This is a genomic window from Spirochaetae bacterium HGW-Spirochaetae-1 (genome assembly GCA_002839375.1).
Lineage (GTDB): Bacteria > Spirochaetota > UBA4802 > UBA4802 > UBA5550 > PGXY01.
The window spans coordinates 213,413-238,629 of sequence record PGXY01000009.1; the positions used below are offsets into that span (position 1 = coordinate 213,413).

Consider the following 25,217-nt stretch of genomic DNA (forward strand, 5'->3'; position numbering starts at 1 on the left):
ATTCATGGGAAATGGGAATAACTATGATTTTAACCATTAAAAACAGGATAATCGAATCATTTAATCGAATTAAGCAGATTCTCCGGGCATTGCCGGAAAACCCGGAACTGAAAAGGGTCATCGCCTTCAGGGATTCGATCATGGAAAGGTCCAGGACCAATGTGAAGGACCGGAATCGTTTTCTCCTCATTGGCATCGGGTCCCTTCTTCTGCTGGATTATCTTATGTTCTGCTATCATACCGATAAGAATATATTCAGTATATTCCCTACCATTCCTATCATGGAAGACAAGCGGGAGATTGAGGTATATCTGCCCGGTCTTGACGGAGAGACCATCTTTAAAGAAAAAAGGCAAATCATGGGATTCCCCAGTGATGAGAGATTTGTCCGCTATCTCTTCAACACGGTGCGCAAGGGATCGCAATTCGATAATACCTCGATCATGGTGCCCGTAGAGCTTCAAATACGTAATATCTGGATTACGGACGTGGATAACATTTCGAAGAATGAAAAGCTCTGCGTTGTGGATGTGGAAGTTCCCGTTATTGAGAAGGATATAACTCCCCTGCAGGGGTCAGAGCTTCTTTTTAAAGAGGCCTTCAGGCAAACAGTAAAGGCCAACATACCCTCTATTACTGAAATAACAATACTGGAAAGGGGTATCCCCGATAAAAAGCTCTGGGATGTCGTTTCTCAATAATACTTACATCCCTCACCATTTTACCTTCTTTAACGCGAATTGAAAACTATCAAATTATAAACCTTCCTATGAGCATGCATGATCACCTTTGTTCTAAGGGAGGACTTGTTGTCCTGAAATGTAATTGACATAATTATACTATAATAAATAAATAAATATAATGTTCATATGTTCATTTAATAATGTACAGGGGCTCTGACCCCTGGCGTCAAAAACAGGAGGTATCCCATGACAGAAGCTACGCTGCAGGCCCTGAACGGCCTGAGAGATCTTTCCATGCTGAAGTGGTATGTTATTCCCCTTCTTGCGCTGGTCTTTTATGTGTACACCAAGGAGATTAAACTGGCCCGTGGAACAGGGAACTGGAACGCTGTCCTTGCCGGTCTGACCATCTTCGGAGTGGATTTTTTTAACGAGACCTGGAATGGCTGGGTCATGCATCTCAGCGGCAGGTCTGCTTTCTGGACGACACCGGGAGACACTGCCTTGAGGACCATGGTGGGATGGAACATCGAGATTATGTTCATGTTTCTCATCATCGGTATTATTTATTATCATACACTCTCGGAAAGTACCACGGAAAAAATCCTGGGCGTTCCTGAAAAGTGGTTCTGGGCCGTGATCTATTCAGCCTTCTGTGTCTTCGTCGAGGCCCTGCTGAACAAGGGAGGACACCTGGTATGGGAATATCCCTTCTGGTACCGCTCCTTCGCAGGAATATGGCTCGTATTTCTTATCGGCTATTTTCATTTTTTCTGTGCTGCTATCCTGGTCATCAGTCTCAGGGAAATGCGGAATAAACTGATCACCGTGGGGATCATCTATGCAGTCCCCGTGTCGATGAACATTCTCGCCTTTGGATTTCTGGGCTGGAATTACTGACATGCTGAAGCACTGCATATTCCCTTTGCCGGGATATGCAGTGCAGCGGGCTGGTTCTAGGGATATATATGGGGCAGCAGAAATCGGTTTGCCTCGTGTACTCCCTGTTCGAAACCCATGAGAATTTTCTTTTCATCCTTGGTAAGCCGGTCCACGTCAAATTTTGGGGGAGGATAGATGACATCGATGCCGGTATAGCGGTTTTCCAGGTCGTCCAGGATCTTGTTATATTTTTCAAACCGGTTCTCCATGGAACTCACCAGGTTCCGGTATTTCGGGTCGCGATAATAGTTTTCATACAACGTCCGTATCCAGAAGGATTCGGATCTCTTCCGGTATCCCCGTGGCCTGGTAACCACGACAAGAATATCTTTTTCACGGAAGCCCATTTCCAGGGCCTTCATGTAAGGAATGGGATCCAGGAGCCCGCCGTCCAGGAAGCGGTGGCCGCCATATTCGACAAATCCCTTGTAGAGATAGGGGATGGCCGCTGTGGCTTTAAGGGCGGTGAAGATATCGTCTTTTTTTGAGTGCAGGTAGATTGTTTCCGGCGGGCCGTCATACCGGATGTGGGTTGCCGTTATAAGAACGGGACATTCTTTCTTAAGTCTCCATTCGTCAAGGGGTTCCCTGCCGCGAACGATGGTGTCTATCATCCAGTCCAGATCCAGTATATGTTTTTCACTGCTGAGGATATTGGCCAGGTAAATAAATTTGCCCTTCAGGAGCTTGGAAAAAAATGCGTCGCGGGCCATAAATATCTGCCGGGCTATATAGGCAGTGCCTGCCAGGGCCCCGGCCGATGAGCCGATGACGAGCTTCCAGGGGAAGTAATTTCTGTCAGTAAAACATTGCAGTACACCGGTCGGGAATATCCCCCGCATACCGCCTCCCTCCAGGATGAGTACTTTCTTTTTCGGGAATGTGAGCTTGTGTTTTTTGAATCCTGAAAACATTGGAAATTTCCACGGATATATCATAACGCGTCTCCGGTATTTGTGGTGTACGGATATTTATGTTTGTATGTGCACGGGGAATCCCTGTCAATGTTTTTAAGTGATGTGAAACGGGAAACACCCTGCATTTTTATTGAGATGTGGCAACGCATGTTGAGTAAACCGGTCAGGCCTTTTTCCCTCCGGGAGTAAAGACGATATGAAACAGCGCCAGCTCATAGGGGCGGAATGTATACGTGATGGTATTGCTCCCGGCTCCTATCTCTTCCCCCGCATCGCTGAAAAGATGGTCTAGGCGCTTTATGCTCATGCAGGGAAAATTAAGAATGATAGAGGCCTCATGGGTTGTTCCGGTAATATCGCGGCAGCGGAGAAGGTAGCCTCCGCTGTGCGGATGAAATGCCGCAATCATTATTCCGTCAAGATCTCCCTTTATCAGGGAGAGGCTCTCCCCGCTGCCGCCTCCCGGTAAGGGGAAGGGGGTGAGGGGATTGTTCAGTTCAAGGCTCAGGCGTATTATTTCCTCCACATCCTTCACGCCGGGAACTATGGCGTAGCGGAAAAAGTGTTCACCGCGCTCCCAGCTCTGAGCCTCTCGGTAAAAAGTCAGGTGAGCCTTCAGATGGCTTTTAAAATCCAGGGTGCCGAATCCCGTGTTGGTTCCTTCTGAAGCCCAGTCGCGCAGTATGACGCCGTGAATGGGATACAGGGGATATTCAAATGTTTTAAGTCCTTCGAACATGGCCGTAAGCGATTTCTGTGCTACTTTGAATATGAGTCGGAAATTTTTTCCCAGCCACTTGAAGAAGGCCCAGGAAAAAATGGATACGCTCCTGAGGAGAATCATGCGGCAGGTATTATCCTCGAGAGAATGTCCGGGGATGCCGCAATTGATAATGCCAACGTTATAGTCACCTTCGCTGTAGAGGACGAAGTTCTGGACGGGGAATATACCAGAGCTTTTTTCCGTTACCCAGGCCGGCTCCTCGATATACCATGTTCCGGGAAAGGAAAAGGGGAAGGTCTCATCAATTCGCTTGTCCTTTCCGGAGAAGGTGATACCCGTCATTACATCGATGCGTTTTCTTCCGGCCTGGAGCAGTATTTTTTTGTCAATAGTGACAAATTCGTTCTTGAGGGTGATAGAGATTTCGGCCTCGAATTTTTTAAGGCGCTGGACTTCCAGTTCCTTGAGATCAAGACCGTACTCCCTGCCCGTGGGTATGGTGACCCATAGGTTCCCCACATCATCCTCGACCTTCAGGTTGTTTTCCTGACGGTTGAAGATGAAAATTTTTTGTGTTTTGTCGAAAATATTGATGGACCCCGTTGCGGGATCGACATGGACCTTTACAAATTCGTTTTCCAGGGAATTCTGCGTTATATGCAGTGTATCCTCTCGGTTGATCTCGTCGAGACGGTGGAGGCCCAGAGCCGGTATCCTCACAAGACTGCGATGGCCGTCGATGATGATGGATTCTTCCCTGGACCAGCTCAGGGGATTAAAGGCATACCACCCTTTCTGTCCGATGATTCCCGACAGGAAGCCTCGCCGTTTGTCCCTGATAGCGTTCAGTATATATTCGGCATTGCGATAGCGTTCCAGGGATTTCCGGTAGACCCGGTCTGTGCCGGTGCCGCAGAGGGTATCGTGAAAATCGCTTTTCAGGATAAGACGCCAGGCATCCCGGAATGATTCATCGGGGAAATCCATTCCCTGCAGTGAACAGATCGAAGTCTTTTTTTCTTCTGCAACAATGCGGTTTTCCATGTAGCGCGAGCGTTGTTTTAGCAATTCCCGTGAAGAGAATACGCCGTTGAAAACGGGGCCATATCCTCCCCTGTGAATCGGTAACTCTTCTCTCTCAACGATATCAAAGTATCGCGAGGGAATGGAGAATTCAAGTTTGACCTTTTCGTGTTTGTTCCAGTGCTCGACGAAGGCTATCCAGTCTTCGTGGGGGAAGGTAAAATCCCCGCCCAGGGGGATCATGATTGTTGAGACGGGAGAGCGTCTGCCTTCATATTCAATACGAGCCCGCATGTCCCTGGTGAACTTTATGATATTGAGCAGTGTAGTCTTCTTGGTGGGAAGGCATGTACTGTAGTGACCTGCCCACCAGTAGGCCAGGATAGTACGGATCCCGGCAGGATCGCTCCATCGGAAAAGAACAGGGTGTCGTGCGTAGTAGGGCTTCACTCCCCTGGAAAAGACTACGGCGCGGATATTATTGAGCGCCAGTATCTGGGGCAGCTGGGCAGGATGGGAAAACTCGTCTATCTCCCAGGCCGTTGAGACATGTATCCCCATAAGTTCATGATACCATTTTTCTCCCTCATAAAACTGGCGGATGAGTCCTTCCGTTGTGGGAAGGTGTTCATCGGGTGACACGATGGTGCCTCCTACCAGTTCCAGCCGACCTTCACGTATGAATGATTGTATCTCTTCAAGCCCATGGGGATATTTTTCAAGATATCGTTTCAGGGGAAGAATGGTGTCGATGACATAGGTAAAAGAAGGGAATTCCCGCATCAGGCTAAAAGCTTTTTCCATGATGAGCACGGCGTCATCCTCATGGTAGGGCTCCTCTTTCCACCATTCGAAATCAAAATGGAAATGAGGAATAAGGTGGACCTTCTCGATGTTAACCCGGCTTGCCATCGTTTTCCTGGGATTGTTTATTTATGGGCAGCTTGTAAAGATGATTTTTCCAATGTTTGTGCCCACAGGGGAACTTCCAAAATCCAATTTTTAGAGGTTCCCTTATAAAAGTACTCTCATTAGTAACTTTACGGTAGAATAAATAATTTTATACTCAAGACCATGATATAATTATTTTTTTGGCAATGCAACATTTTATTGATGTAATGATTTAAAAATATCGGGAGAATTATGGGAAAAATGTAATTGATATTTAAAAAAGGATATATACTCTTTCCCTGAGATGTATGGTGATCAAAAATTTAGTCCTGATTTCCAGGTACTATTGACCTGGAATCCGGCAAAAAGGTGAGATCGAATAATGAATATAACCCCCTTCCATTCTCTTGATATCGTACTGGTGGGCGGTCTGTACGGTTCAGGAAAAACAGAATTTACGAAGAAATACTTTATGGGCAAGGACCGGTACAGGGTAAGCCGTTCGGAACTGCGGAAGCTGATATTTGAAATGACGAATTTTGGAATGCCCTGGGAATCTCAGCATTTTTCCGAAGAAACCGATTTTATGGTAAAGCATGTGGAGCGCCGGCTTGTAGAACAGTTTCTTCATGACAAGAAAAAGGTTGTTATTATCAATACCTTTACCAATGAAAAATCAAGGAAGCGTTTTATTTCCCTTGCGAAAGAACTGAAAAAATCGATCGGTATAGTTTTTCTCAACACGTCCCTGGAGGTATGTATCGAAAAGAATAAAAACAATGCCATCCAGGTTCCAGCTCACGTCCTCACCGGTCTCAATCTGAAAAAGGAACTTCCTTCAAAAACTGAAGGGTTTAATGAAGTTATCGTCGTGGAGAATTTTGAATAATAAATGAGGGAAAAATCAGGCCGGCCATTGCCCCTGAAATACCTCCACGGCAGGACCGGTCATGTATACGCGGTTTGTTTCCTCCCGCCACTCGGTCTTGAGATCGCCTCCCCGCAGGTGTATGGTAAGCTGCCGGTCCGTCTGCTTTGTAATAATCGAGGCAACGGTGACAGCCGAGGCCCCTGTACCACAGGCGAGGGTTTCCCCCGATCCCCTTTCCCAGGTTCTCTGAATCACTTCATCCCTGGTGACTATCTGAACGAATTCAACATTGGTCCGCTGGGGAAAAAAATCGTGGCTCTCGATAATGGGGCCGTATTTTTCTACGGGAAAACGCTCTACATCCTCTACGAATATAACCGAATGGGGATTTCCCATGGAGAGGGCCGTTATTTCAAAACTGGCACCGTCGGGTAGCTGCAGGATTTCGCTGACCACCATGCCCGGTTTTCCCAACATGGGTATCCTGTCACGACGCAGTATGGGTTCTCCCATATCGACCATGGCCGATGTAACTTTTTTATTGTGGATTGTAAGCTCCAGATGTTTAATGCCGGCCAGGGTCTCAATATCCAGGCTTTTCTTGTCCGTCAGTCCATGATCAAAAACATATTTGGCGAAACAGCGGATGCCGTTGCCGCACATCTCCGCTTCACTTCCATCGGCGTTGAACATTCTCATTCTGAAATCAGACGTTGCCGATTTCATAATGAGTATGAGCCCATCACTGCCGATTCCGTAATGCCTGTCGCTCATTTCCTGTGCCAGTTCATTCGGTTTTTTAATCCGGTTGTCCCTGTTGTCTATATAGATATAATCATTGCCGGTGCCGTGCATTTTCGTAAAGGTGATCATGGCAGGTTCCTCTTTCTTTATGTTGATTGTCGGTGATACTATATCCGCGTCAATTATTTTTGTAAAGAGAATTACGGGGAACAGGTGGTCATTTACATTTTTTCTATACCGTTTATAAGATCCGGAACATAATTCAACGCAAAGGTAACAAAGGAAATATCCTGTAAACTTATCAGCACAATGTATCGATACATAAAAGGGGACTCCTAGAAACGATGAAAATGTGGTCCCTTTCCGAGCGCAACATCGGATAAAACAGGTAGTTGGCATTATTTGGTTGTTGTAAATACCGGTTTTTAAAAGTACCTGCAATAGACAAACAGGCTGAAAGGAGCCTCATGAAAAAGTATATAGTGTTATTCATATTTCTTTTTATATCCCTCGCGTCGGCCCTGTATATTTACAGCGGTATATTGTCCACTACCGATGAAAAGACGGTACAATGGAAGCACAAAGAGCGAGAAATCCGCTCACGACTCCTGGCCGTACCTATATTACTGTACCATAATATAGACGGTAAAGGCCCATTCTCAGTGAATAGTGATGTTTTGCGGTCCCATTTTCAGCTTATCAGGGAAAAAAATATCAGGGTAATCCCGCTTCGTGAACTGATTGAACGACTGGAGAACCCTGTTCCCTTTGATGATAAAGTTATAGTATTAACTTTTGATGATGGTTTTCTGTCCATGTATGAAAAATTATGGCCACTCGTCCTGGAATTCAACTACCCCGTTACTCTCTTTGTTTATACGGATTTTGTTCATTTCCGATCAAAGAAAATGATCTCCTGGAAAAAATTAATGGAAATGGACAGATCCCTTGTAGACATTCAATGTCATTCACAGAGCCATGAGGATCTGACGGAATTTTCAGAAGCGGGGGATCTGGATTCAAGAATGAGGCTCTTTGAGGAAATACATCTGGCAGGAAGAATTATGGAGCTCTACCTGGATAAAAAGATAGATTATTATGCTTTCCCGTATGGAAGGTATGATGCCGGGATTGTTGAAATGACCATCAATTCAGGGTATGACAGAGTCTTTTCTACTGATTACGGATCCAACGTGATCACCAGGGATAATTACTGCCTGAACAGGCAGCATGTGAAAAGAGATTATTCTATTGATTACATGGAATCTATTATTTTAGGAGTGCGTTAGTTGTAAGCATATTTAAAATAAATATTCTTGACAAATACAGAGGAATGTAGTGCCATAAAAAAACTCTTTTACGCGCCTCTGCCAATTTGTTCAATCTGAATAATGATTATTGATGTGCTTGTCAGTTATACTTTGCGGGGATGTTTAATATCCGGTTCCAATAATGGGAAATCTGAATTCTACATTGTTTGTACTCGCAAGAATATATCTTCAAGGTGATTTATAAAGTCTCTTTATCACCTCACTATACTATTTATTTTAAAAATGGGGGTCTATTTTTTATAATGAGGCAACGAATACTTTTGGTATTATTAATTGTGATAAACATTTATTCCGGAGTCTTTGCCGGAGAGAAAATATATATTGATAATGAATATATACAGCAATACAGGGGAAAGCTGGGATGCTGGGTGATGTTTGAGTCCAGAAAGAAATTGCAGGCAGTTACGGAAAAATACGGCATATCCATTCAGGATGTGGATGAGTTGAATGGAGCGAAGTATCGGAGCAGCGATTATATCTTCATCCCCTTTTCAGAGACGTATCTTCAGGAGCTCGGTGCGAAGGGTATAACCAGAGAAGAGTCGTCGAGCAAGCAGGATGAATTTATATGGCCGCTGGCAAAAGCGGAGAGAATAAGCTCACCGTTCGGTATACGCTGGGGGCAACTGCATACAGGAGCTGATATGCCCGCTACCAAGGGATCAATAATTGTTGCAGCAATGGATGGTAAAATCGTATATACCGGCTATGCCGAAGGTCATGGCAAGACAATATATGTGGAACACAGGAATAATTTTTTTACCCGCTATTCCCATAATTCGGTCATTCTCATTAAAAATGGAGACTATGTCAGGAAAGGGCAGATAATCGGTTTTGTGGGAAGTACAGGGAACTCAACGGGAAACCATCTTCATTTTGAAATCCGGTATAATGATATTCCCCTCAATCCATTGGATTTTCTTCCGCCACGCGAGGATATCCCCCAGGCTCATATGTTCAGGCATATAAGATAGTATAAATAGTGAATAATATATGAAATAAAAAAGGGCCTGATGGCCCTTTTTTATTTCATATAATGGCAATATACAGAATGCTATTTGTGCTGACCCTTCTCAATCTGTTCCACATAGGGGTCGACAGTTTTGTAAATATCGTCGATCATGTCATTAACCTGATTCTGATTGGGGAATTCTTTTTTAATCAGTTCACCCTCCTCGGGGCTGCCATAATATGCTTCATAAGCCAGTTTTCCTATGATGTTTTTAACATCTTCCTGTTTATTGCTGTTGATGAATATGATATTAGGCCCTGATTTGAAGCCCCAGTTAAATCCATCGGGTATATGAACCGTGAAGGTTTCGGTTATATTATCACCGTCGCCATCTTCGGCATAATAAATTTTTTCATCAATGGTCTTTCCCGTAACTGATGTGAAATATTTAGTGGGGCCGTCATCATATACTTTTTTGGGTAATGGATGTCTTTCAACATACAGGCCCGACTCCCTTCTGTTGATCATCATGGCCCTGAAAATGTTAACATGCTTCTGCAGAAAGTTAGACCGTACACTGGTGTAAAATTCACCAAAATTGTTTGTAACAAATTCCTGCGTGACGTTTTTCATCATCTCCACGCGGCGTTCCGTTATCCGTACATAGTCGGGTTTGCTATCGATTTTATTTTTCCAGAGATCCGGGATGAGGCGGTTTTCCATTTCAAGGATAAGGCGCTGCGTCTCCACATCGTCGGGACTGTCATAGCCGTCACGAAACAGATATATCTTGCTATCTTTAACTATAAGCAGGCAGGTGATGGAATTGTCAATAGTCATGGAGATGTCTTTTTCAACGTGCTGGTAGGCAACTCTGTCTTCATTGTACCGTGAAATATTTTCAATTTCAACTATTTTGAAGGGGATATCGCCGGAATGTGCTTCGGTAAATTGTAGTATTATAATCAGAGTACACAAAACGGCCAGCGATCTGGTGATTTTACGTATCATTAAATTCCTCCCTGAGCGTGTTCAAAAGACACAATAATCCTTTTGTATCAACGGGCATTACTATGCTATATTTACTATTTTATTGGCAATTTGTCAAATGTTTTATTCATATAAACAACGGAATATACAAATTTATGGCTTTTTACGAAGCTCCTTTTTATAACGGGCACGGTCAATTTTTGTCCAGCTTTCCACTACATGTTTAGCCAGTTCCTGTTCCCGTGTGTGAGGCGCTTTTTTCTTCTTCTCCACCGGCTCCTTCTGGTGTTTCAGTTTTGCCTTCAATTCCTGATGCATTTTGGCCGTGAGTGACGCCTCGGATTGTAGAAAATCCAGGAGTAATTCGTTCGGCAGTTTTCCCGATGATATGTCTTCAATAAGTAGATGAATTCTTTTTCGATTCACCATGTCCTGCTGTAAAATACCGGGAATGATACTGCTGTCGAAATAACAGCCTGCCAGCGCACCGGTAATGGCGGCCAGGGCTGCGGAATTCCCTCCTTCCTGTACGACGCGAAACAGGAGCGATTCGGGGTCCCGGTGCAAATTATGCAGCAGGAAAAGAGCGAAGGGAAGGATGGCCAGGGGATGATTGATAGTTGCCCTGGTGGAAGGGGTTTTCAGTGTGGTATTCACGGCGGCAACGATAACCTTTTCCGCATCACCCGTGTCCTTTTTTTCTTTAACGGCATCAATGGCATTCCTGTAGTGATGTGCCGCCGTTAAAAGGGAATCGGGATTAAATCCCATCTCAAAGAAAATATGAGGGGATGGTTCCACTGCGGCAAGCCATTCGTTTATAACTGTGATACTGTCATGGAGGATATTGTCGGGAGATGATGCCCTGTTACTGCCCATGCTTGCCGTAAGGAGCGCCATGATCATGCCTCCCGAGACGGTCATGGCATCATCAGTTGCCGGTTTTATAATACGGGCTGCGTTCAGAGCAGCGGTATGGGGGTCTTTTGTCTTTAATGCGGAAGGGATCACCAGGGGAATGATCCTTGCACTGGTTAAGGAGTTGCCGGTCCTGTCACCGGTTTCCATGCCAGAGAGGATAAGGCCGCTTTCCGCCGGGTCGGGATAGCGAAAAATACGGGTTCCGGTTTCAGCATTTTCCGGAGCCTGCCGTATCAGTTCCATGAAAGCCTTATGATCGACGGCGTTTCCCTTTGTGATTGCCGCCATAAGTATCTGCATTTGTGAGATGGATGAATAAAGGCCCGGCTTTCTCCATTTCTGCATCTTCCCTTTCAGGGCCGGGGATGGATCGATGTAGCCGGAAATATCGCCAAAGACTGCACGTATATGGGCTTTTCCCATCCCGTCAAGAGTCGTTCCCAGGGCATCGCCGATAATTGACCAGGTTAATACATTCTTAATTTTTTCATTCATGTTTGCAGCGAATATTGTCAATTCTGTGGGTTACTTTTTTTCACCATTAGCTGCGCCGATCTGCAGCTTGACAATTGTAGTTCCTTTGTGTATAATTACCCTCTTTCCGGGCGCCGTAAAGAAAAATAAATGCAAAAAAACATTTTTTTACTATTTAATTGTCATTATCTTGAATTTATTATGGTATCATAGACAAACATATGCGATATAAGGTTTGTGCGCCAATCACTTATTCAGGTGCACCAACCATCACTCATGGTGATCCACTTTAAGGAGGCTCTCTTTGAAAAGAACAATTGCTCTCATCTCAATAGCCCTGTTGACCGGTTTTTTCAGCTGCTCCAAAGAGCAGGTAGATGAATACGCCATGATTACCTTCATGCTCGGTGATGTCTTGAAAAATAATATCGCCGTGGAAATAGGTTCTTTGATAAAGGAAAAGGATATAATAGTAACCGGAGCAGATTCATTCTGTGATGTACGCATCGGCGGTTCCATTATCCGGATCAAAGAAAAATCAAATGCAACTATTTCCAATTTAATGAGAAAAGGAGATATGGAGGATACGACCGTGGGACTGGGAGTGGGGAAGATGTTGTGCAAGCCCAAGAAACTTCTTAAGTCTGAAAAATTTATTGTAAAAACACCCACGGCCGTTGCTGCGGTGCGGGGGACAACATTCACTATTGAAGCCGATGCAATGAAGACAACGAGAATTAAGGTTTTCAATGGCAAAGTAAAAGTGGCGAGACGTATCAAACAGCTCGAGGAAAGCATGGACAGGGTTTTAGAAGCGGCGCCTGCCATTGAAAAGGAAAGGAAGATTGTCATTACGGAAAAAGAAGTGACAAAGGCGGAGGCGGCTGTTGAAAAAATTCTCGCCGCTGAAACGGCAAAGGCCCCCGAAGAAGCCATCACAGCTGTTATTCTGCAGGCCAGGAATGAGGTGGTGATTTCAGATAAAAAGATAGAAAAATTCGCCGTCGAGGATTTCCAGAAAGATAATAAAGAGATGATTGAGGTGAAAGTAAAACCCGTGGAGGTCATAAGGGAGATTGCTACGGTCATAAAGCAGGAAAAGGAGATGCCGAAACCCGATGGAAGGCTTCTGGTTACCCGCTATGAAATATATTTTATCAAAAACGGCAAGGTCTTATGGGAAGGAAAGGTTGTGGAGAATCCCATAAAGAAAGATGATAAAATTTACATTGCCTCGGGTGATTATGTATACTGTGCATCAACGGAAGGACCGGTCCTGTGGCGTAAAAACATTGAAAATGAAGGCAAACTGGAATTAAAAGAGGATAAGCTGGCAGTTTTTACATCCAAGGGAACGAAAAATCTTGATCTGGATACGGGGGAGCAGCTCTAATCCAATATATTTCTGTAAAATTGTCTATATACAAGAGACCGCATGGGTGACGCCTTCAGTATATTACAGGGTTTTACCGGGCGGTCTTTTTGTGTGACAACATTTGCAATATTATTTTTTTAATTTACAGTGAAATCTGACTTGATTAATATCCCACACACCTGTAATTTAATGCCAAACACGCAGCAGCTTTGTGTGTAAATTGAAAGGGAACGGTTCACTGAATTATGGATGTTCCTGTACAGGTGCTATCAGCGGAAAAGCCTGATTTTACAAAGGTACCTATAAATTGTATGGAAATTATTCACAATAAGGGAGGAATTATTTTGAAAAGATCAATTATTAGTCTGATAACGGGATTCATAGTTATAATCGGTGGTGTCGCCCTTTGGTCCGCCGGCGGGAGAGGGTCTATCCAGGCTAATGTAGAACGGGGCGTATACATAGCAAAAATTCCATTAAAAATAAGTGATCTGAAAAAGCTTCCTGTTCCTAAAACCAATGAAGATTATGCCTTTGTTCAAAGCATTGATGTTGAAACAAATGTTGTCATAGGGAAATTCAAGGCAGGTCAGCGTGAAATAACACTCATACAGGATCGTAATTCCGATGGGAAAGTTGACCTTGTTGTGCGTTATTTCGTAGATCGGGATAGTTTTAAATATTCAGCCAGACCCCGAAATGAATTTACCGAAGAAAAATTTAAAAAAATGAAGGAAGATATTTTAAACGGCAAGCAGGACGAGGTCAATCCCAATAAGGAGGCGATTGAATATATCAAAGTCCTCCAGCAGAACTCTGACCGGGTGAGAAGGTGGAAAAACGGTTTCCGTGTTTTTCTTTTAGATCCCGACGATGAAACCTCGGAGCAGATGAATTTTTTCTTTTCATTAAGCAATAGCGGTGCTGATCTTGTGTTTGAGCTTAATTACAGGAACCAGGGTGTGACGCGGATGAGTCCTATTATAAATCAGTCGGTATACTGTAAGGACAGTAAGGATCCGATTATTCTTGAAGTCACCAAACAGCTCATCAAGGATGCGGCGAATTTTGTTCCGGTAAGTGATTAAGACCGGAACAACTCCGGTAGCCGGAACAGGAAGTTGAATGTGTATTGTCTGCAGCGACGGGGCGGCATAAAATCAGTGTATATCGGACTTTCGTGGTGTTGTGCCCCCTGTTGTGAAGGAATATGAATCCTACAATTATTTATGACCTGCGGGTAACTGATGTTGTTTAGAAATAGAAAGATATATTATTCCGGTTCTATGCTTTTGTCCTTTCCAAGAAATGGATATAGCAGTAAATAGTATGAAAGTCCTTCTTGTGCTTTCCCTCATATTTTTGACGCAGTTCTCCATTCTTGTTCATATCAAATATATGATCGGTTACATCTCCAGCAAATCGAACAATGACTTCCGGGGTTTCATTGTTACGACCTTTACTAATATTTTTACGGCAATGATACTGGCTGTCATCGTGCTTTCAAGTCCGGGAATATTAAAGCAGCTGAATGTGGATTTTATCCTGATCCTGGAGTCGGGATTTATTTTTCTTTTCCTGGTTGCGGTAAAAGTGCGGATTGGAATAAACATTTACCGTAGAGCAAAGAATCCCGCCAACTACCATATAAACTATTTCGGTAAAAGGATATACGAACAGGCCGTTGTGGAAAAAAAAGAAATGGCCTTTTACTTTCTCAGCATGCCCTTTACGCTTCTTTGCGGAGCCTATTTTATCGTAAAAATGGCCCGGTGAATAGACCCGTTCAGGCCATTTCTATAAGTGATAAGACCAGTCTTGTCCCGTTTACCAGATCTTTTATGTCAATGTATTCTCCTGTCGTATGGACCTTCTGCATGCCGCAGGACAGGTTGATGGCCTTTATACCGGCCCTGTTGAGTATATTGGTGTCACTTCCTCCGCCGGAAATCTCAAATTCCGGCTTGATGCCGATATTCGTAAGGGCTTTGCAGGTATATTTTGCTATGTCTGATTCTTCGCTGATCGAGAAGCCGGGGTATTCCAGTTCGCGGTGAATAACGGCTCTGGCACCTGCTTTTTTTGTTAAATCGCTGATGGTTTCGCGTATCGTTTTTTCCACCATGAGCATTTTCTTCTTGTCGATGGAGCGGACTTCAAGTTTGCAGTATGCTTCCTCTGCCACGATATTGGTTGCTCTTCCGCCGGAAATAATTCCCACATTCATAGTGGTGACATCGTCGATTCTTCCATTGGGGAGTGCGGCAATAATTGCCGCGAGAACAGAAATGGCGCTGATACCTTTTTCCGGCTCCATCCCTGCGTGGGCGGCCTTTCCTTCTATGGTGATTTCCATTGACGAATGATAGGGGGCTTTAATCACAATTTTACCCACTCGACCGCCGCTATCGAAGACAAAGGCCCGTTTTGATTTGATCAGGCTCATATCAAAATTTTTTATGCCGAGGAGGCCCAGCTCTTCAGCGCATGAAAGCAGTATTTCCACCGGTCCGTGGGGAAGTTTGGTTTCCCTGGCAATTTCAAGGGCCTCGATGAACATGGCTATGGCCGCTTTGTCATCGCTGCCGAGGATGGAATTTCCATCAGACATGATTCTATTTCCGTTTATGACTGGTTTGATTGAATCACAGGGAACCACTGTGTCAGTGTGCGCCGAAAGGAGAATTGGTTTCTTTTCGGATGTGCCGCGGGCCGTAGCCAGCAGATTAAAGGAGTCGCTGCAGGCATGCTTTTTATAGGGTATTCCCAGGGCGGTAAATCGATCCGTAATATAATCCAGTACTTCATGCTCCTTCCATGACGGAGAGGATATGGAAGCCAGTTCCATGAATGTCGAAATGAGCCTTTCTTTATTAATTGGATGCATAAAATCTCCTTTATAAATATTAATGACCTTATTGTATCAGGACAGGCTTGTCTTGAATTTTTTAATTCTGACCGAATACTCGTCGATAAGATGATCGCGTTTTTCCATGGTGTCACCCTCGGCATAGAGATGCAGGATGGGCTGTGTTGCGTCGGGAAGGACCAGTATCCAGGAGTCTTCTTCTGAAATTTTTATTCCATCGATCAATTCGATCTTTGATGGATCCGTATCGGCCGTGAGCATTCTCATGACCGCGGCTTTTTCCTCGGAGGTGCACGGAATAGTTATGTTCACCAGATTGCTTTTTGGAAGTGAATCCTTAATTTCATGGAGGGATTTATCCTCGAGTGCCAGGAATTTCATAACCCGGAGAAATGTAATCATGGGATCATAAGCCTGTTCAAGGTAGGGATACCGGCCGCCGTCCTCATCTCCGTAGAATATGTCAGTCACATTCTGCGGTGCCTTTGTCTTTGAACTGATTCGGTTGACTGTGCCGTTATTGGCAATAATCATTTTCTCTATGGTCCTTGATGTAGTTACGGGGACGTTGATTGTCTCTGTGTCTTTGTATTTAAGATAATAAAGTGATAGAATGAGACTGACATCGTCATCGGTGAGGATGTTCCCCAGCTCGTCGATGATGCTGACGTTTATTCCATGGGGGCCGATCATAACGCCTATATCCCGGTTGATTTTTGCCATTCTGACAATATTGTTTACCGCTTTCCTGGTTGCGGTTTTTGTATCTTCTTCACCGGCGAATCTCTTCATCTGTCCGCGCATCAATGTTGTTTCGAATCCGAAGTCATCGAGCAAATCGGGGAATACGTGTGATGCCGTACCGTGAAAACAGTCCAGGATGATTTTCCATCGTTTCTTTCTGAGAACTGCAGCATCAACATAATTCTTCACATTTTTGATATACGATTCGATGTGGTGCGCGGGATAAATGACCTGACCCGTTTCAAATGCCTCTTTACGTGGAAAGTCTCCGCGGTAAAATATGTTTTCTATTTTTTTTTCAGTGTTGGGTGAAATCTCGAATCCATGTTTGTCGAATAGCCGTATCTGAATGAATTGGAGCCCTGTCAGGGGTGAAATTTGTATGTAACAGCCCATGTCTGCCTTGACGAACCGGGTTGAATACCGGTTGATGGGCACAGACTCAACCTCCATATCATAGACATCGACGCCCATGGAAAGAAGTCCCGAAATGAAGGGTTGCATTATTATGTGGGAAGCTGTCGTGGTGTCCTTGCTGACGATTATTTTCGCGTTTTTTCCCAGGTAAGCGCCCAGGGCCGAACCGAGTTTTGCGCTGAATTCAGGCGTTATCTTTATATTAAAGGTTCCCACGATTCCTTCGGTGCTGAACAGTGTCTTCTTCTCGGTCTGCCCCCATATAAGATCCGTGTTGAGCCTTGTCCCATCCTCGATGATCTTGTCGGGCCATACGCGCGTTCCTGCCGGTATATAAACATTGTTGCCCAGCAGGCAGTCATCGCTTACGACGGCGCCTTCATTGACCGAGACATTCTCCTGGAGTACGCATCGTTTGCCGATCAGGGCGCCCCGCAGCTCGCTTTTGGGCCCGATGATTGTGCTGTGAAGTATGACGCTTCTTCTGATCGAAGCGCTCTCTTCAATGACGCAGTTGTTGCCGATGACGGAGAATTCCGCTATTTCGGCGCCCTTTTTGACCCGGACAAAATCGCCGAGAAGAACCGGTCCCTTGATAACCGATTCGGGATCGATCTCCACGTCTTTGCCCACCCATATCCTGTTGCTTATCTTTGTACCGGGCATCTGGATTTTCACAAGTCCGTCGAGAATGTCGTGATGTACGTCCCTGTAGGAAGTGAGATTTCCCACGTCGCACCAGTACCCCTCGGCTATGTACCCGTAGAGCGGGATATTTTTTTTGCGCAGCAGGGGGAAAAGGTCTATGGAGAAGTCGTATTTACTGTCCTTCGGCACATACCGGTTGATGATATCGGGCTCTATGACATACATGCCCGTGTTAGCCGTATCGCTGAAAACCTCACTCCAGGAAGGTTTTTCCTGGAATTTTTCAATGAGTCCCTCGCTATCGGTAATTACGATACCGTATTCCGTGGGAGTATTTACGCGGTTCAGGATGATGGTGAAAGGAGATTTTTTTTCACGGTGATAAGCCAGGATGGCCGTAATATCAAAGTCGATAATGCCATCGCCGCTGAGAACGAGAAGAGTGTCGTCATGCTTTCCCATGGCCTGCTTAACGCCGCCGGCTGTACCCAGGGGAGTCTCTTCAACGGAATATGAGATGTTGACATCCCAATCCGAACCATCTGTAAAATAGTTCTGGATATTGTCGGGCAGATAAAAAAGGCTGATGGTGATATCGACGATTCCATGGCTTTTCAGCAGGTTCAGGGCATGTTCTATAACGGGCTTGTTTATGACAGGGATCATCGGTTTCGCCCTGTTGCAAGTGAGTGGTCTGAGTCGTGTCCCTTCTCCTCCTGCCATTATGACTGCTCTGATCATGCATATTCTCCTGCTTATTGTTTGCGTGGGGAAGTTTATAGTATGCCTTGTTTCGAACGGCGTGTCAACAAAAAACCGCTGAATTGCATTCCAATTTGAATGATTGATTTATTAATAAAATATTTGACATGGCTCATGCTTTTACCGTCAAATCGCAACAAATGAAATCTCAAATGATATATACTCTGCTTTTGGGGCCAATCCTGTGGATTTCCCTGCTGCTGGGCGTCACCGGCATTGTGCTGAAGATTATCCGGCTCCTGCGCATGTCCTCTGCAACTGATACGCCTGGAGAGTGTGCTGCTCCGGCATTGGGAGTATGGTCTGTCCCGGGCGGGACTGCGGGGTCCACCGCGCTGTTATCTACACGCATCCGCATTACTGTTAAAAATTCTCTCCTGGGCAGGGATCCTTTTCTGGCCGCTGCGACCATGGTGTTTCATGGATGCCTCATCGCAACTCCACTGTTTTTAATGGCCCATAATGTACTGCTTTTCCAGTCGTGGCGCCTGCGCATAGTATCAATGCCCGAGGCTCTTTCCGATGTTCTTGCCATTACAGTGATCGTTTCTGCATTCCTGCTCCTGCTGCGAAGGATTTTTCTGAAAAGGGTCAGGATGCTTACATCATTCGGAGATCACGCTGCTCTGACCGCCGCAGTCGCACCATTTGTTACGGGAATGCTCGCCTATCATCAGACGGGTCCCTATGATTTGATGATCATTCTTCACATTCTCAGTGGTGAGATTCTGATAATCGCGCTGGGATGGACAAGACTTTCCCACCCGGTCTTTTTTCTTTTTTCCCGTTTTATGATCGGCAGTGAATATGCCCTGGGCGGCGGGAGGCGGAGCTGGATGAGCAGTGCAAAGACGAGGGAAGGGTTGTATGGATGATATGGTCAAAAAGGTCGATGCGGCCCTGGTGAAGAGTATGCTTCGTCAGAAGGAATACATGCGGGATTTCCTTTCGGTATGTGCCTCATGCGGGGCCTGCTCGGGCAGCTGTTTCCATTTCCGGAACCACGGCGATCCCCGCAGCACGCCGTCTTTCAAAGCCATGCGTTCGCTGGGACTCATGTTCAAAAAAGGGCGAAGGCTCACTATGGATGACCTGGAGGAAATGAAGGATCTTATCTGGGGTAAATGCGTTCTCTGCCGCCGATGCTATTGTCCCATGGGCATCGATGTTTCATCCATGATCGCCTGGGCCCGGTCGATCTGCCGCGTGCACGGAGTCAGCGAGGATTATGAAAAAGGACCGAAGGGGATATGACCGCGGAAAGAACATTGATTTGCATTTACATACTGATTTTTGCCATGACCTGTGTCCTCATGGCGCAGTCTGATACTATCATCCTCAATAATGAGGGATATTATAATGATAAACAGCGGCCTTCCGTATCATTCCCTCACGGCCTTCACATGGCCGTCGTGCCCGAATGTCGCTCCTGCCATCACATTTTTCAAAAAGGTGTGAACGTTCTGGAAGAGTCAGTGCTTGTGGCTGAGAACGAGAACATCCGTTGCGTACACTGCCATGGAGATGGGAAAAACAATCATGGCCAGCGCATCATGGATGCCTACCATGTGCAGTGTCTGGGGTGCCATCGCCTCATGCAGAAAAAGAAGAAAAAGGCAGGACCGCTGATGTGTGGGGCATGTCATAGAAAAAAGGATATACGTTGATTTCTGAAAGGAGAACGGCATGATAATCGCCCACATTAAACCCATTGAAGAGATCATGAAAATGATCACGGGGCATAAAAAAATTCTTCTCGCCGGGTGTGCCGGATGTACGGCCGTGTGCATGGCCGGCGGACAGCGCGAGGTGGATGAACTGGCCATACGTCTACGGTCCGAAATAAGCGGAGTTGATATAAAAAGATACACGGTGGAACGGCAGTGCGAAAGGGATTTTGTCGAAGAGCTGGGACCTTTCGTACAGAAGAGCGACGCGGTTCTTTCCATGGCATGCGGTGCCGGAGTCCAATTCGTTGCAGCGCGATATCCCCGGCTTCCCGTGTTTCCGGCCCTCAACACTCTTTTTACCGGAGTCAACCGGGACCTGGGATGGTACGAGGAAAACTGCCGTTCCTGCGGCGACTGCCAGCTTGCCTGGACCGGCGGTATCTGTCCCGTAACGAGATGCGCCAAGAGTATTTTCAATGGTCCCTGCGGTGGTTCCGAGAAGGGTATGTGCGAAGTCAATCCATCGTCGGAGTGTGCCTGGTGCGCCATCTACGAAAGGCTCAAGGCGCAGGGCAGGCTGGAGGATATTCTGTCCGTACGGGAACCCATGATATGGAAAAACCAGGTTCCGCGCACCCTGGTGCTGGAACGATTTGCGGCAAAACGGAGGAACAGCTAAGATGAAGACGGGAAGCAGGCTGGAGTCCCTTCTCGATGCAGGCGAATTCGTGGTTACGGGGGAACTGGGGCCGCCGCGGGGGAACGACGCCGCAGTAATTCGCGAAAAAGGGGAAATGCTGCGCGGCGTTGTCGATGCTGTGAATATAACCGATAACCAAACCGCCATAGTGCGCATGTCAAGCATAGCCGCTGCCTCTATCCTCGCCGGAATGGGCATTGAACCGGTGATGCAGATGACCGCCCGGGACCGAAACCGTATCGCCATCCAGAGCGATGTCCTGGGGGCCTCGGCACTGGGCATCCGTAACATCCTCTGTATAAGCGGTGATCACCAGTCCTTCGGGAACCAGCAGTGCTGCAGGAATGTGTACGATGTGGATTCCATCCAGATGCTGGGCATGGTTAAAAGAATGCGCGATGAAGGGAAGGTTCTGGGCAGTGATGATGAACTCAGGGGCAGGCCGGGGATGTTCATCGGGGCCGCGGCGAATCCCTTTGCGGAACCCTTTGAAATGCGTCCCCTGCGCCTTAAAAAGAAAGTGGATGCCGGCGCAGATTTTATACAGACGCAATGCATTTTCGATATGAAAAGGTTCAGGGATTACATGAAGGTCGTCGTGGACATGGGACTTCATGAGAGATGCCATATTCTGGCCGGCATCATGCCCCTGAAATCGGCGGGTATGGCACGATACATGGCAGAGCAGGTGCCCGGTGTAACTGTTCCGGAGCATCTTATAAGGAGGATGGCCGGTGTCACAAAAGAAAAAGCCGCCGAAGAGGGAATCGCCATCTGCTGTGAGATAGTTGATGAACTCAGGGCCATAGATGGGATCAAGGGAATCCACCTCATGGCCATTGAATGGGAGCATCGTGTATCGCAGATTCTTGAAAAAGCGAAACTTCTGAAGCAGCGAGGCTGAAGGAATGATCAGTAGGAAAAAACGACTTTGCCGTTGATGGCGTCTCCGGTGAAAAGACCAAGTTCACGGCTGTCCGAGGGAATGTCCAGATTGTCATTGAGCAGGAAATACTCGCCCCGTTTCAATTTCACTGCCACCATGTTGTCCCTGCTGGTGAAGTTCATGGGGAATATTCTTGCGTCACGGGAAATCGTCTTCCAGGGAAAGACTATTTTTTTATTATCAACATAAATGATCTTCTGCCGTATTTCAACAGTGTTCCCTTCCAGGGCAATAACTCTTTTAAGGAAGTATCGTCCTTTTTCCCCGGGGCTTTCCGCCAGGACAACATCGCCGGTCACGGGCGTGATATGCTTTAGAACAATAACATGGCGGCCCTTTTCCAGCGATGGTTCCATGGCTGTATCGTGTACTGTGACAGGGACAATAAATATCCTCGACAGGAGAAAACCCGCCAGTATTCCTGCCAGAGCTATAAGTATTTTTGCCGGTGTATTAATGATTGATGTATCGATGTTATCGGAGCGGCTCATAGTAATTTAACTTTCTCTGCAACGGTATTAAAAAGTCAAAACATTTTTACGGTTACAATCCCAATGCATCCATAATGCGTGTAACTGCCATGGATTTGTTGATGGTGTAGATATGAAAACCGGGCACCCCCCATGTTTTAAGTTCATGACACTGTTCAATGGAATAATCCAGTCCCGCTTCACAAATGGAATCCTTAGAACCGCAGCTCTTGAGAATGCCAAGAAGTCTGTCGGGAACCGATGCTCCACACAGGCCTGTAATTTTCTGGATCTGTGCCAGGCTTGTCACGGGCATGATACCGGGAATAATAGGCACTCCTATGCCTTTTTTTTCAACACTGTCCATGAAATCGTAAAAAGCATCATTATTATAAAACAACTGGGTGATGATGAATTGCGCTCCGGCGTCGACCTTTTTTTTAAGATTATCAATATCCGTATCCAGGTCCGGAGCCTCCAGGTGCCCTTCAGGATAACCTGCCGCTGCAATGGTAAAACCATTGATGCTTTTTATGAAATCGATGAGTTCGCTGGCATGGGAAAAACCGTCGGGATGCGGTGTAAACCTGCTTTCCCCTACGGGAGGGTCGCCTCGCAGGGCAAGGATATTTTCTATTCCATGGGATTTGACCTCCTGAAGGTACGCTTCGATTTCATTTTTTCCTGCTCCCACACAGGTGAAATGCACCAGGGGAGGAATGCCATACTTGTCCCGTACTTTAAGAGCGATTTCCAGGGTCTTTACCCTGGTCGTACCACCGGCTCCGTAGGTGACAGAAACGAAATCGGGTTTGTGCGAGGACAGAATATCGAGCTCTTTCCAGAGATTTTTTTCTCCCTCGGCTGTTTTTGGTGGGAAAATTTCGAAGGATACGGCAAATTTATTATTATAGAGAGTATTCAGTCGCATGGGCAATTCCTGCTTGATTCATCAGATTATAGAAAGTCCATAACACGAAAGGAGTGCAGTTTTGCAATACTAATTTTCCGATAACGAGGACCAGTCTTAAACCACAGAAATATGTGTACGTGTAAATCGATATTGTTGCGATTTTTCAGGATCACCCTTATTTTTATATGCATTTTTGTAATAATATTCTTGCCCGGTATGGATGGAATGTATAATTTTCTTGACAAAGACTTTACTACATATAATAATAAATATAGCAATATGTATAATTAAATACTAAATTTTTTCTACACTTTTGCCGACTGTTGTTATAGAGAGGTGTAGATTTTTTCTTCATATGAAATACAGAGGGAAAAATCAATGTTAACAAAAAGGAGTTATCAATGAAAAGGATCGCTAAATTAGCTTCATTATCGATTTTTATAGGGGCGTTAATCCTCTTCTTCGGTAATGGAAGTATAAATGTAAATGCTCAACAGGGCGAGCCGGGTGCAGGGACGCAAAAACCGAAAACTAAACAGGACGGTTTGGTGGAAGATTGGCTGAACGATTTTGAAGCTTCCGAGGATTGGAGAGCAGATTCCACTTGTCCACTCGGTGACACAAAAATCCGTAAAATTCCGGGAAAGCCAAGACCGGTTAACACTGATGGAAAACCCGTTGACGAAGACGGCAATGCCGGAGAATTTAAAACTGAAATTACCGATGAAAATGGCATATCCCATAAAAATGAGTATGTTCTGGGTGTAAAAACATATTTTCTCGACCGTGGATTTGACCGTGTTGAGGTTTTCCCTCCCAATGAATATATTATTCGGGGCAAGGCACGTGAATTGAAAGTGTGGGTTTTGGGCCGCAAAATGAGACACACGCTTTTTGTTAAACTGCGTGACTACAGAGGAAACCTGCATAAAATTAAAATAGGCAGACTCGATTTCTGGGGATGGAAAGAGTGCTCATTGATTATTCCGGGTTGGCTGCCCCAGTCTGCCAGTTATGCACTTCTTGATAAAAATCTGCATTTTGTATCATTTTATGTTGAATGTGATAAATTTGAGGTTCCTGGTACATTCTATTTTTACCTTGATCAATTTAGAATTATAACTGATCTTTCAGAATTTACCGGTGATGAAACAATTAAGGATACTTGGTAAAATTTTGGCAAAGATAAGAAGGGAGGCTTTTAATGAATACATATAAGAGATCAGTATCACTTATAATAACGGTATCATTCATTATCCTTATGGGGATAATGACAACCAGGAACGCCGATTCAAAAATTGTTACGAATGTTGAACCTGATATCAGTGGCGATGAACTGAAGGCCATTGTTATTGAAGATTTTGAAGAAAGTCTGGTGGCAAAGGAACTCGCGGCCGATGGATGGTTTATTAAATCCGAACCGAAGCAGTTCACCAATGCCGATACGGAAAAGAAACTGAAGATGAAGAACCCGGTTCCCGTGCTTGATCTGAAAATGATGGGCGGTGGTCCCAATGATCTTTCCGTAGAGCAATTTTCATTGACCAATCTGGGCAAGAAAAAAGAAAAAATTCTCGGCGTACGTTTCCAGTTTCGTTACCCGGGGAATAACTCTATTCATATCCTCGCACCTAAAGAGATTGACTGGCATAGCAGAAAACCTGTAATGCGGTATAATCCCAGTACGCGCCAGGATGAGCAGGAGCGGGGCCTTCAGCTTCCCGGTAAGGCAAAGGCGATATCACTCTGGGTCCATGGCAGGGGAAATCCCTATGATCTGGAAGTCTGGGTAAAAGATTACCGCGGCGATACACATATTCTTAAATTCGGGTCTGTGAATTTTATCGGGTGGAGACCGCTCAAGGTGTATCTCCCGGCTAATATTCCCCAATCCTATGAGTCATATCCCCAGACCAGGGTGAGCAAAATTACCCGTCTGGTGTTGCGATGTCAGTCTGAAAGACATGCAGAAGAACTGACACAGGAAACCTTCTTTTTCTTCGATCAGATTAAAGTTCTGACAGATACTTATGAAGTAAACTTTGACGGTCAGGAGCTTCATAAAGCCTTTGAAGAAGGGAAGAGCGGTGGTACAACGAACCCGCAGCAATAGGGGTATTTTGTAACAAAAAGAAATCAGAATTCACATATAATAAAATGTAACTGATATTTTGATAACTTCTTTTACCGAAATGAGAATACCCATCGTGAGATGATGGGTATTTTCTATTTTTAATAAG

General features: G+C 45.3%; 24 protein-coding genes. 15 read left to right on the plus strand and 9 right to left on the minus strand.

The window, feature by feature from the left end; all coding sequences use genetic code 11:
* The first annotated feature begins 23 nt into the window (after positions 1–23).
* Complete coding sequence (locus CVV44_18320) at positions 24–701, plus strand: hypothetical protein (GenBank protein PKL36174.1); 678 nt, start codon at positions 24–26, stop codon at positions 699–701.
* Positions 702–929: 228 nt separating this feature from the next.
* On the plus strand, positions 930–1,583 hold the full coding sequence (locus tag CVV44_18325; protein ID PKL36175.1) for a hypothetical protein: 654 nt from the start codon (positions 930–932) through the stop codon (positions 1,581–1,583).
* Positions 1,584–1,639: 56 nt separating this feature from the next.
* Here CVV44_18325 and CVV44_18330 read toward each other — a convergent pair whose 3' ends face one another.
* Both CVV44_18330 and CVV44_18335 read right to left on the minus strand, forming a co-directional pair.
* Positions 1,640–2,563 (minus strand): hypothetical protein, encoded by a 924-nt coding sequence (locus CVV44_18330; protein ID PKL36176.1) that lies wholly within the window; start codon positions 2,561–2,563, stop codon positions 1,640–1,642.
* Positions 2,564–2,705: 142 nt separating this feature from the next.
* The gene (locus CVV44_18335) at positions 2,706–5,201 is read right to left on the minus strand and encodes a hypothetical protein (protein PKL36177.1); all 2,496 of its coding nucleotides are present in this window, start codon (positions 5,199–5,201) and stop codon (positions 2,706–2,708) included.
* 361 nt (positions 5,202–5,562) lie between these two features.
* Here CVV44_18335 and CVV44_18340 point away from each other — a divergent pair, with 361 nt between their 5' ends.
* Positions 5,563–6,069, plus strand: a complete 507-nt coding sequence (locus CVV44_18340; protein PKL36178.1) for a hypothetical protein — start codon at positions 5,563–5,565, stop codon at positions 6,067–6,069.
* 15 nt (positions 6,070–6,084) lie between these two features.
* Here the strand turns inward: CVV44_18340 and CVV44_18345 are convergent, their stop codons facing one another.
* Positions 6,085–6,921: a diaminopimelate epimerase gene (locus tag CVV44_18345; GenBank protein PKL36274.1), complete on the minus strand. Its 837-nt coding sequence runs from the start codon at positions 6,919–6,921 to the stop codon at positions 6,085–6,087.
* Between the two features lie 341 nt (positions 6,922–7,262).
* On the opposite strand from CVV44_18345, the gene CVV44_18350 reads away from it, so the two are divergent.
* Together CVV44_18350 and CVV44_18355 are read left to right on the plus strand one after the other, a co-directional pair.
* Positions 7,263–8,084, plus strand: a complete 822-nt coding sequence (locus CVV44_18350; protein PKL36179.1) for a hypothetical protein — start codon at positions 7,263–7,265, stop codon at positions 8,082–8,084.
* 284 nt (positions 8,085–8,368) lie between these two features.
* Entirely contained in the window at positions 8,369–9,100 is a 732-nt protein-coding gene (locus CVV44_18355; protein ID PKL36180.1) for a M23 family peptidase, read from the plus strand.
* 80 nt (positions 9,101–9,180) lie between these two features.
* Here the strand turns inward: CVV44_18355 and CVV44_18360 are convergent, their stop codons facing one another.
* Both CVV44_18360 and CVV44_18365 read right to left on the minus strand, forming a co-directional pair.
* Positions 9,181–10,089, minus strand: a complete 909-nt coding sequence (locus tag CVV44_18360; GenBank protein ID PKL36181.1) for a hypothetical protein — start codon at positions 10,087–10,089, stop codon at positions 9,181–9,183.
* Positions 10,090–10,221: 132 nt separating this feature from the next.
* Positions 10,222–11,484 (minus strand): hypothetical protein, encoded by a 1,263-nt coding sequence (locus tag CVV44_18365; GenBank protein ID PKL36182.1) that lies wholly within the window; start codon positions 11,482–11,484, stop codon positions 10,222–10,224.
* Between the two features lie 283 nt (positions 11,485–11,767).
* On the opposite strand from CVV44_18365, the gene CVV44_18370 reads away from it, so the two are divergent.
* The 3 genes from CVV44_18370 (at position 11,768) to CVV44_18380 (ending at position 14,614) form a co-directional block, all read left to right on the plus strand.
* Positions 11,768–12,856 carry a hypothetical protein gene (locus CVV44_18370; protein ID PKL36183.1) on the plus strand — a complete coding sequence of 363 codons (1,089 nt, stop codon included), beginning with the start codon at positions 11,768–11,770 and terminating at the stop codon, positions 12,854–12,856.
* 293 nt (positions 12,857–13,149) lie between these two features.
* A complete protein-coding gene (locus tag CVV44_18375) occupies positions 13,150–13,926 on the plus strand; it encodes a hypothetical protein (GenBank protein PKL36184.1) in 777 nt (258 codons plus the stop codon).
* A 241-nt stretch (positions 13,927–14,167) separates the two neighbouring features.
* Entirely contained in the window at positions 14,168–14,614 is a 447-nt protein-coding gene (locus CVV44_18380) for a hypothetical protein (GenBank protein PKL36185.1), read from the plus strand.
* A gap of 10 nt (positions 14,615–14,624) precedes the next feature.
* Here CVV44_18380 and CVV44_18385 read toward each other — a convergent pair whose 3' ends face one another.
* Both CVV44_18385 and CVV44_18390 read right to left on the minus strand, forming a co-directional pair.
* The gene (locus tag CVV44_18385) at positions 14,625–15,725 is read right to left on the minus strand and encodes a peptidase M20 (GenBank protein ID PKL36186.1); all 1,101 of its coding nucleotides are present in this window, start codon (positions 15,723–15,725) and stop codon (positions 14,625–14,627) included.
* 36 nt (positions 15,726–15,761) lie between these two features.
* Positions 15,762–18,257, minus strand: coding sequence for a hypothetical protein (locus CVV44_18390; GenBank protein ID PKL36187.1), 2,496 nt, complete (start codon positions 18,255–18,257; stop codon positions 15,762–15,764).
* Between the two features lie 173 nt (positions 18,258–18,430).
* Here CVV44_18390 and CVV44_18395 point away from each other — a divergent pair, with 173 nt between their 5' ends.
* Genes CVV44_18395 through CVV44_18415 form a run of 5 tightly spaced genes read left to right on the plus strand, consistent with a single transcriptional unit; the run spans position 18,431 to position 21,552 of the window.
* Positions 18,431–19,153 carry a hypothetical protein gene (locus tag CVV44_18395; GenBank protein ID PKL36188.1) on the plus strand — a complete coding sequence of 241 codons (723 nt, stop codon included), beginning with the start codon at positions 18,431–18,433 and terminating at the stop codon, positions 19,151–19,153.
* A complete protein-coding gene (locus CVV44_18400) occupies positions 19,146–19,532 on the plus strand; it encodes a DNA-binding protein (GenBank protein PKL36189.1) in 387 nt (128 codons plus the stop codon). The genes CVV44_18395 and CVV44_18400 overlap by 8 nt, the downstream gene beginning before the upstream one ends.
* Positions 19,529–19,945, plus strand: a complete 417-nt coding sequence (locus CVV44_18405) for a hypothetical protein (protein ID PKL36190.1) — start codon at positions 19,529–19,531, stop codon at positions 19,943–19,945. Before CVV44_18400 ends, CVV44_18405 begins: the two co-directional genes overlap by 4 nt.
* Positions 19,946–19,964: 19 nt before the next feature.
* Entirely contained in the window at positions 19,965–20,627 is a 663-nt protein-coding gene (locus tag CVV44_18410; GenBank protein PKL36191.1) for a hypothetical protein, read from the plus strand.
* Between the two features lies 1 nt (position 20,628).
* Complete coding sequence (locus CVV44_18415; protein ID PKL36192.1) at positions 20,629–21,552, plus strand: 5,10-methylenetetrahydrofolate reductase; 924 nt, start codon at positions 20,629–20,631, stop codon at positions 21,550–21,552.
* 8 nt (positions 21,553–21,560) lie between these two features.
* Here CVV44_18415 and lepB read toward each other — a convergent pair whose 3' ends face one another.
* Complete coding sequence (gene lepB, locus CVV44_18420; protein PKL36193.1) at positions 21,561–22,085, minus strand: signal peptidase I; 525 nt, start codon at positions 22,083–22,085, stop codon at positions 21,561–21,563.
* Between the two features lie 52 nt (positions 22,086–22,137).
* Entirely contained in the window at positions 22,138–22,995 is an 858-nt protein-coding gene (gene metF, locus CVV44_18425) for a methylenetetrahydrofolate reductase [NAD(P)H] (GenBank protein PKL36194.1), read from the minus strand.
* Between the two features lie 383 nt (positions 22,996–23,378).
* On the opposite strand from metF, the gene CVV44_18430 reads away from it, so the two are divergent.
* Both CVV44_18430 and CVV44_18435 read left to right on the plus strand, forming a co-directional pair.
* A complete protein-coding gene (locus CVV44_18430; GenBank protein ID PKL36195.1) occupies positions 23,379–24,149 on the plus strand; it encodes an endoflagellar filament sheath protein in 771 nt (256 codons plus the stop codon).
* Positions 24,150–24,181: 32 nt separating this feature from the next.
* The gene (locus tag CVV44_18435) at positions 24,182–25,090 is read left to right on the plus strand and encodes a hypothetical protein (GenBank protein PKL36196.1); all 909 of its coding nucleotides are present in this window, start codon (positions 24,182–24,184) and stop codon (positions 25,088–25,090) included.
* The last annotated feature ends 127 nt before the right edge of the window (positions 25,091–25,217 follow it).

Coding starts and splice junctions, on each gene's coding strand:
- CVV44_18380 (PKL36185.1), top strand. CDS start 14,168: ATGAAAGTCCTTCTTGTGCTTTCCCTCATATTTTTGACGCAGTTCTCC.
- CVV44_18410 (PKL36191.1), top strand. CDS start 19,965: ATGATAATCGCCCACATTAAACCCATTGAAGAGATCATGAAAATGATC.
- CVV44_18435 (PKL36196.1), top strand. CDS start 24,182: ATGAATACATATAAGAGATCAGTATCACTTATAATAACGGTATCATTC.
- metF (PKL36194.1), bottom strand. CDS start 22,995: ATGCGACTGAATACTCTCTATAATAATAAATTTGCCGTATCCTTCGAA.
- CVV44_18385 (PKL36186.1), bottom strand. CDS start 15,725: ATGCATCCAATTAATAAAGAAAGGCTCATTTCGACATTCATGGAACTG.
- CVV44_18375 (PKL36184.1), top strand. CDS start 13,150: ATGGAAATTATTCACAATAAGGGAGGAATTATTTTGAAAAGATCAATT.
- CVV44_18395 (PKL36188.1), top strand. CDS start 18,431: ATGATATATACTCTGCTTTTGGGGCCAATCCTGTGGATTTCCCTGCTG.
- CVV44_18415 (PKL36192.1), top strand. CDS start 20,629: ATGAAGACGGGAAGCAGGCTGGAGTCCCTTCTCGATGCAGGCGAATTC.
- CVV44_18330 (PKL36176.1), bottom strand. CDS start 2,563: ATGATATATCCGTGGAAATTTCCAATGTTTTCAGGATTCAAAAAACAC.
- CVV44_18355 (PKL36180.1), top strand. CDS start 8,369: ATGAGGCAACGAATACTTTTGGTATTATTAATTGTGATAAACATTTAT.
- lepB (PKL36193.1), bottom strand. CDS start 22,085: ATGAGCCGCTCCGATAACATCGATACATCAATCATTAATACACCGGCA.
- CVV44_18390 (PKL36187.1), bottom strand. CDS start 18,257: ATGATCAGAGCAGTCATAATGGCAGGAGGAGAAGGGACACGACTCAGA.
- CVV44_18340 (PKL36178.1), top strand. CDS start 5,563: ATGAATATAACCCCCTTCCATTCTCTTGATATCGTACTGGTGGGCGGT.
- CVV44_18320 (PKL36174.1), top strand. CDS start 24: ATGATTTTAACCATTAAAAACAGGATAATCGAATCATTTAATCGAATT.
- CVV44_18405 (PKL36190.1), top strand. CDS start 19,529: ATGACCGCGGAAAGAACATTGATTTGCATTTACATACTGATTTTTGCC.
- CVV44_18325 (PKL36175.1), top strand. CDS start 930: ATGACAGAAGCTACGCTGCAGGCCCTGAACGGCCTGAGAGATCTTTCC.
- CVV44_18335 (PKL36177.1), bottom strand. CDS start 5,201: ATGGCAAGCCGGGTTAACATCGAGAAGGTCCACCTTATTCCTCATTTC.
- CVV44_18360 (PKL36181.1), bottom strand. CDS start 10,089: ATGATACGTAAAATCACCAGATCGCTGGCCGTTTTGTGTACTCTGATT.
- CVV44_18400 (PKL36189.1), top strand. CDS start 19,146: ATGGATGATATGGTCAAAAAGGTCGATGCGGCCCTGGTGAAGAGTATG.
- CVV44_18365 (PKL36182.1), bottom strand. CDS start 11,484: ATGAATGAAAAAATTAAGAATGTATTAACCTGGTCAATTATCGGCGAT.
- CVV44_18430 (PKL36195.1), top strand. CDS start 23,379: ATGAAAAGGATCGCTAAATTAGCTTCATTATCGATTTTTATAGGGGCG.
- CVV44_18350 (PKL36179.1), top strand. CDS start 7,263: ATGAAAAAGTATATAGTGTTATTCATATTTCTTTTTATATCCCTCGCG.